This window comes from Chryseobacterium sp. Leaf394 (assembly GCF_001424105.1).
GTDB lineage: Bacteria > Bacteroidota > Bacteroidia > Flavobacteriales > Weeksellaceae > Chryseobacterium.
Map to the genome: position 1 here is coordinate 1,678,873 of NZ_LMQH01000011.1, position 6,740 is coordinate 1,685,612.

The following is a 6,740-nucleotide window of genomic DNA, read 5'->3' on the forward strand; positions in this document are numbered from 1 at the left end:
AACTATGGTTCACACACTCCAACGTACACAACAGCTCAAATGTGATATTTCTACAGCATGGAAATTTTTCTCGGCAGCAAAAAATCTTTCCGAGATTACGCCTGATGATATGAAATTCATTGTACTCACAGAAATAACCGATGATGAAATTTATGAAGGAATGATCATCGATTATTTCGTTTCACCACTTTTTGGAATTAAACTGAAATGGCAGACAGAAATCACACAGGTCGATAAAGAGAAAAGCTTTACTGATTTTCAGAAAAAAGGACCTTTCAAACTTTGGAATCATCATCATGAGTTTGTACCTAACGAAGAAGGTGTTCTGATGACAGATACGGTTACCTACGAACTTCCTCTTGGCTTTTTGGGTGAAATTGCCCATAAAATTATGGTAAAAAATAAGCTTGAAAATATTTTCAATTACCGCTACAAAATCCTTGAAACAAAATTTAACAAAAGATGAATTTTTTAATTGTCATCATCACATTTTTCACAATGGAAGGAATAACTTGGTGCATCCATAAATATGTGATGCACGGTTTTATGTGGTTTCTTCACAGAGATCATCATGATCATTCCAACGAAGGGCATATTGAATGCAATGATTATTTTTTCCTGATTTTTGCCATCCCCACTATCATCCTGATGTATTTCGGAACCATCAATGGTTTTAATGAATATTTCTACATTGCTTTAGGAATTACACTCTATGGAATGTCTTATTTTTTTGTTCATGATATTTTTATTCATCAGCGGTTTAAAATTTTAAGAAATACGCAGAATCCTTATCTTCTTGCGATTAGAAGAGCTCACAAACAACATCACAAACATACCGGGAAGGAGCATGGCGAATGTTATGGTTTTCTTTGGGTTCCTGTAAAATATTTTAAAATGTTTTTAAAAAAAGATAAAAAATGATGCAGTTCACTTATTTGCTGATTAATTTTTTTGCAGTCATTATCTGTTTTATTTTTTCGTTTCATCCAAAGATAAAATTCAACAAATATTTCAGGGCTTTTATTTTGTCATCAATTTTTGTTGCGCTGTTTTTCATTGTCTGGGATATCATTTTTACAGCAAAAAAAGTCTGGTGGTTCAGCCATGAATATACGCTTGGAGTACTTGTTTATAATCTACCAATAGAAGAAATCCTTTTTTTTATCTGCATTCCGTTTTCGTGCATCTTCACATATTTCTGTTTAGATAAATTCTTTAATTTTTCTTGGGTTAAAAAGATTGAGAATACACTTTTACATATCATTACATTTGTACTTTTGGCGCTCGCCACATACTTTTATGAGCAGCTTTATACTTTCACGGCGTTTGTAGTCTGTGCCTTGAGTATTTTGGTTCTAAAATATATTCTGAAAGCCGACTGGCTGGGAAAAGCTGTGATTATTTATTTAATTTTAAGTCCCGGTTTTTTGGTAGTGAACGGTTTGCTTACCGGAACCGGACTGCCCTCTCCTGTTGTGAATTACAATTCAGAAGAATTCATGGGATTCAGAATTCTCACCATTCCTGTTGAAGACTTTTTCTACGGTCTTGCATTGATTCTCTGGAATCTCTTTTTCTTTTTAAAGTTTAAAAAATATGAGCAAAATAAATATATTCTGGTTTAGAAGAGATCTGCGTTTACACGACAACACTGCACTTTCTGAAGCTTTACAGCAGGACAACAAAGTTTTACCTGTATTTATATTTGATAAAGAAATACTTTCACATCTTGAAAATAAATCTGATAAAAGAGTAGATTATTTCCATCAGGCACTGGAAAAAATGAATGACGAGTTGAAAGAACACGGTAGCAGCATCAAAACGTATTTTGAGAAACCACTTGAAGCATTCAGAAAAATCACTGAAGAATTTGATGTAGAAACGGTTTTTGTTAACAGGGATTATGAGCCTCAGGCGATTAAAAGAGATGAGGAAATCAAAAAGTTTCTTGAGAAGAAAGATATAAAATTACTTGATTTTAAAGATCAGCTTATTTTCGACAAAGATGAAGTTGTAAAAGATGACGGTTCACCTTATACCGTTTATACACCTTATTCTAGAAAGTGGAAAGAAGCCTTTAAACAGGTAAAATTTCAAAATAGGAAAACCAATTTTTCAAACTTCAATCAAAATAAATCATTTAAAATTTTAAGTTTAAAGGAAATCGGTTTTGAGAAAACAGAGATAGAATTTTCTGAGCCCAAACTTTCCAAAAAACTTATAACTGATTATAATAAAACAAGGGATTTTCCAGGACTGGATGCAACAACTCATATCGGAGTTGCCCTGCGTTTCGGAACAGTTTCCGTAAGAGAATGCGTGGAATTTGCTTCTGAACACAATGAAGTCTGGCTCAATGAACTGATCTGGAGAGAGTTTTTCATGCAGATCTTATATCATTTCCCAAAAGTCGTGAATCATTGTTTTAAAGATAAATATGAAAACATCCGTTGGCGGAATAATGAAAAGGAATTTAAACTCTGGTGCGAAGGTAAAACCGGCTATCCAATGGTAGACGCGGGAATGAGACAGCTCAACGAAACCGGTTTCATGCACAACAGAGTAAGAATGGTGACCGCAAGTTTTCTTACAAAACATCTTCTGATAGACTGGCGTTGGGGCGAAGCCTATTTCGCAGAAAAACTTCTGGACTACGAGTTATCATCCAATAACGGAAACTGGCAGTGGGCAGCAGGTTGCGGTTGCGATGCCGCTCCTTATTTCAGAATTTTCAATCCTGAAGAGCAGCAAAAAAAGTTTGACAAAGACGGAAAGTACCGTGGGGAATGGTTGCCGAAAGATTACAGTGAAGAGCCAGTGGTTGAGCATAAATCTGCACGCGCCCGAGCACTGGAGGTCTACAAAAAGGCAGTGAAAGAAAATTAAAATTAGAAATCAATTAAAAGTTGATTAAAATCTGTCTGAATACCACAATAATATTATTGGGGCATATAATTTGTAATACTGTCAATACACCATTAATACAGCATCACTATGAATATCACAGATCTTAAAATTACAAATTTGGTTAAATATAATAATCAGATTTATTCAGTAAAGGAAATTTTGCAGCCGAATGAAGGACAGTATTTTGTGAAAATTGATAATGATTTAGAAAGCTTCACAGTACCGGCTGAGAACATCAAGCCGATTTTGATTGATGAAGATTGGTTACAGAAGCTCGGTTTCTCAAAAACTTACAGCTCAGAGCAGAGAATAAGATATGAAAGACCTGAACAGTTCATCAAATATGATTTTGATCTGACTGCGAAGAAGCTTCTTGAAGGTTTAAAAATTTACGGAAACTCTGTGAGATGCAGATACATCCACGAAGTTCAGAATATTTTTTCGAGCCTTATTGGAAAACCAATTTTTAACAGCATCAAAAAAGAAAATACAGCTATAGTGTAAACTGCAAATTCTTTCCAAAAACAAAAAAGTTCTGATAATTTTTTCAGAGCTTTTTTTATGTTTAAGTAATTCTTCTCCTGTTAACCGACAGCACCCAATGGTGTTTTCCGCAGTTCTTACACGTGTTGTCAGCGCCCACTGATTTCACTTCTGTGAATCCGCAGAATGTGCAGGAATAATGCTTCTGTTCAGAAAAGGTGGTGACAGATTTTTCCAGCGAGTGCAGAAGTACAGGAAGACCATATTTTACATCTTCATCTTCGTAGAAAAATACGCTGATCTCGCCTGAAGTCTCTTCAATTGCAGATTCTATCTGTCCGAGATGCGAGATACTTTTCATTCTCAGTTCTGCAAAGAATTCATCACTACCCAATTTTTCTTTCTTAAAATTTTCAATGGCGAAAACTCCGTTTTCAATAAGCAGAATAGGTTTCCCTTCCAGCAATATTTCAATTTTTTTGGATCTTCCAATCAGATAAACTACCAGAGAGTAAAATAAGATAATGACTGCAAATACAAATATTGAGGAGAGAATCCCTACTTCACGGTAAAACATCGGGTCGCCGGCTGCAGAACCCAATCCGATGATGACAACCAGTTCAAAAACGGAGAGTTGTTTTACACCTCTTTTCCCTAAAAGCCTGATTCCGAAGATAATTACGAGAAACATTACCACAGTACGGATGACAATCTGGAGGAGAAAATCCCAGCTTTCGGAGCCCATGATGAGTTCATTCCAATCGATTTGCATATTTATATTTTAAAACAAATTAAAACTTCAAAAAGCAAGCCGCAGAATTAACACCTACCCGATTTCACGCATTTCGCTTGGAATTTTTCCAGTGTGCTTCTTTAAAAAATTTGTGAAGTTTCCTTCGTCGTTGAAACCTAAGTTATAAGAAATTTCAGAGATGGTATTTGAAGAAAATCTCAAAGCATTTTCAGATTCTCTAATTACTTTTTCAATAATCAATTGCTTTGCTTTTTTTCCGCTTACATATTCAGACATTTCTGTGAGTTTTCTGGCTGAAACCTGTAATTCTGCAGCGTAATAGGAAACTTTTTTCTGTTCTTTAAAATCTCTCTGCAACAGAACCCTGAAGCGGTTAACATAAGATACAAATTCAAATTTTTCATCATCAATGATGATTTTTTCCTCTTCAGACTGAAAAGCATGCAGCAACAGAGATTCTATAAAGTTGTGTGCAGCAGAAATGTACAGACTTTCATCGCGAAGTTTAAAATCCTCTACTCTTTTTGAAAGGGATTTCTTTTCACCAAAGCAACTTTCACAGAGTGGTACAACAAAAAAATTGGAAGTCGAGTTAAAAAATATTTTTGAATTGATAAAAAAACTGTCCTGAGGCGTCTTTTCGTAAAAACCGGATCTGAAAATAATGCAAAGAGTTTTATCTGTAATTTCACCTAAAATCTGAAACATTTTTCCCGGACCGATATAAACTACAGAACTTGAACTGACAATCCTTTCGCCAACATCCGTTTTTAAAGTAAACTCATCGGCAGAAATGATAATCGCAAAATACTGATGACTCGCAAAAACCCGGGAGTGATTATTGATTGCAATAATTTCTGTAAGTGATTTGATAAAAAATCCTACTCTCTTTATTTGCTCATCAGCTTCTCCGTGTTGGGTCATTTCAGAAATTTTTGAAGATGCAAATTTAGCAATAAAACCCTTATTTGCAAAGGATTTAACGCTTTCAAATCTCTTAAATTTTAAAAGATTAACACAGATTCATCAAATTCGGTATCAAAATCTATTTTCTGATTTTTTCGTAGAGATTATAATCGGTTCCTGATGGCTTTAAACGGTAAATTTTCTCCAGCAAAGGATTTTGACTCTGTAAATGGTCTTTGATTCTGAATTCTTTGATTAACTTATAATTTTCATGGTAAAATGATGAATCTTTCTCAGTAAAAAGATTTTTGTAGGAAAGAAGATATTTTGGATCTCTTTTTTTAACGGTATTCAGCCAGTAATTGTCTTTATCCTTTACAATTTCATTTTGAATATCCTTATCCACCAAACCTACTTCATCAATTGTTTTTAAATGTGAAAAGTAAGGAACATATCCTGCCGGCTCAAGCAAAATCCATTGATTTTTATCTTTTTCATAAATATCGAGATAAAGCCCAATGTGTCTGCGGTAATTCCACTCGCCGTTTCCTGTTGCTATTGAATGTACAGCCTGAAATGCAAGCATCGGTACAATGTAAAAGACGGCAAATAATGACAGCCAAAGATTTCTCTTCTCTTTAATTTCAAGAATGAAAATAATAACCGGAACGAATAAAAGAATCTGCGGAACCCAGTAATACCAATCAAAAAGACTCTTCTGCGAAAGAAAAATAATCTGTTTAACCCAGCCAAAAACAAAAATGATCCAAAGAAAAAAGTTTCTGTTGTTTCTTTTTCTTACAAGATAAATGAAACACAGCAATTCAAAAATTGCAATAATGATTGTGAAAGGATTAAAATCGTTAGGAAGCTTGATCATTCCCCAGAAATTACCGTAATTAAGATTGAAATAATCCCAGTTTTGTTTTAAAGTAAAGTTACCGTCATATCTGAGTTTTTTAGCAACAATAGTATTATTTACAACTTCGCCAAAGTAAAACCAATTGAAGGTAAGTGAAACTGCAAGGGCTATAATTCCTCCAAAAATATAATTCCATCTTATCTTTTTTGTCCAGATGAGATCTACAAGAAATGTTATTCCGAGAAAAATCACCGTATCGATTCTTGTAAACATAATGAGCGCCGGCAAAAGCAGAACTGCCCATTTTTTCTCTTTTTTGAATCCGTAATACAGCAGAGCCATTTCCAGAAAAAATAGAATTCCATACTCCATCCCAAGAATTGAAATTTTTATGGAAGGTGGCAACAATCCGAAAAGTACGATGAATATTGCTTTGTTTTTGTTATCCTTAAAAAACAAATGCGAAAGCAAAACACTTCCGATGGTAAAAAGTATCGAATTGAAAATCATTAACGGTTCTATAAAGTTTTCTTTACCGAAAATTAAATTGAAAAAATAGGAAACAAAAACATACAGATGCGTGGTTGAGGACGAAATTTTTGTTACTCCGTTAAAACCCATCACACCGTAATCCATCAGATTTTGCGCGACTCTCCATGTGATGAAAGCGTCTTCCTGAATGTGATGCGTGAGAAGGAAAAATATTTTGACAATGAGGGCAATAAAAAATGCAAAAATGGGAAGCTTTTTCTGTCCGGATTCGGTCATCGTGTTCGTTGTTTGTGCAAATATAAACCTTATATATTTTAGATTCAAAACAAAAAAAAA

Annotated in this window: 8 protein-coding genes; 5 read left to right on the forward strand and 3 right to left on the reverse strand. The window is 34.3% G+C overall.

Annotated elements, in window-relative coordinates:
* Positions 1–4: 4 nt before the first annotated feature.
* From ASG21_RS12285 to ASG21_RS12305, 5 genes are all read left to right on the forward strand, one after another.
* Positions 5–466, forward strand: coding sequence for an SRPBCC family protein (locus ASG21_RS12285; RefSeq protein ID WP_056080385.1), 462 nt, complete (start codon positions 5–7; stop codon positions 464–466).
* Complete coding sequence (locus ASG21_RS12290; protein ID WP_056080388.1) at positions 463–921, forward strand: sterol desaturase family protein; 459 nt, start codon at positions 463–465, stop codon at positions 919–921. Before ASG21_RS12285 ends, ASG21_RS12290 begins: the two co-directional genes overlap by 4 nt.
* Complete coding sequence (locus ASG21_RS12295) at positions 918–1,625, forward strand: lycopene cyclase domain-containing protein (protein WP_056080390.1); 708 nt, start codon at positions 918–920, stop codon at positions 1,623–1,625. Before ASG21_RS12290 ends, ASG21_RS12295 begins: the two co-directional genes overlap by 4 nt.
* On the forward strand, positions 1,597–2,886 hold the full coding sequence (locus ASG21_RS12300) for a deoxyribodipyrimidine photo-lyase (RefSeq protein ID WP_056080393.1): 1,290 nt from the start codon (positions 1,597–1,599) through the stop codon (positions 2,884–2,886). The genes ASG21_RS12295 and ASG21_RS12300 overlap by 29 nt, the downstream gene beginning before the upstream one ends.
* A gap of 108 nt (positions 2,887–2,994) precedes the next feature.
* Positions 2,995–3,411 (forward strand): hypothetical protein, encoded by a 417-nt coding sequence (locus ASG21_RS12305; RefSeq protein ID WP_056080396.1) that lies wholly within the window; start codon positions 2,995–2,997, stop codon positions 3,409–3,411.
* A 61-nt stretch (positions 3,412–3,472) separates the two neighbouring features.
* Here ASG21_RS12305 and ASG21_RS12310 read toward each other — a convergent pair whose 3' ends face one another.
* The 3 genes from ASG21_RS12310 to ASG21_RS12320 all read right to left on the reverse strand — a co-directional run bounded on the left by ASG21_RS12310 (position 3,473) and on the right by ASG21_RS12320 (position 6,680).
* Positions 3,473–4,162, reverse strand: a complete 690-nt coding sequence (locus ASG21_RS12310; protein WP_056080399.1) for a YetF domain-containing protein — start codon at positions 4,160–4,162, stop codon at positions 3,473–3,475.
* 54 nt (positions 4,163–4,216) lie between these two features.
* On the reverse strand, positions 4,217–5,068 hold the full coding sequence (locus ASG21_RS12315) for an AraC family transcriptional regulator (RefSeq protein WP_056080404.1): 852 nt from the start codon (positions 5,066–5,068) through the stop codon (positions 4,217–4,219).
* A 121-nt stretch (positions 5,069–5,189) separates the two neighbouring features.
* Complete coding sequence (locus tag ASG21_RS12320) at positions 5,190–6,680, reverse strand: hypothetical protein (protein ID WP_056080407.1); 1,491 nt, start codon at positions 6,678–6,680, stop codon at positions 5,190–5,192.
* Positions 6,681–6,740: the final 60 nt, after the last annotated feature.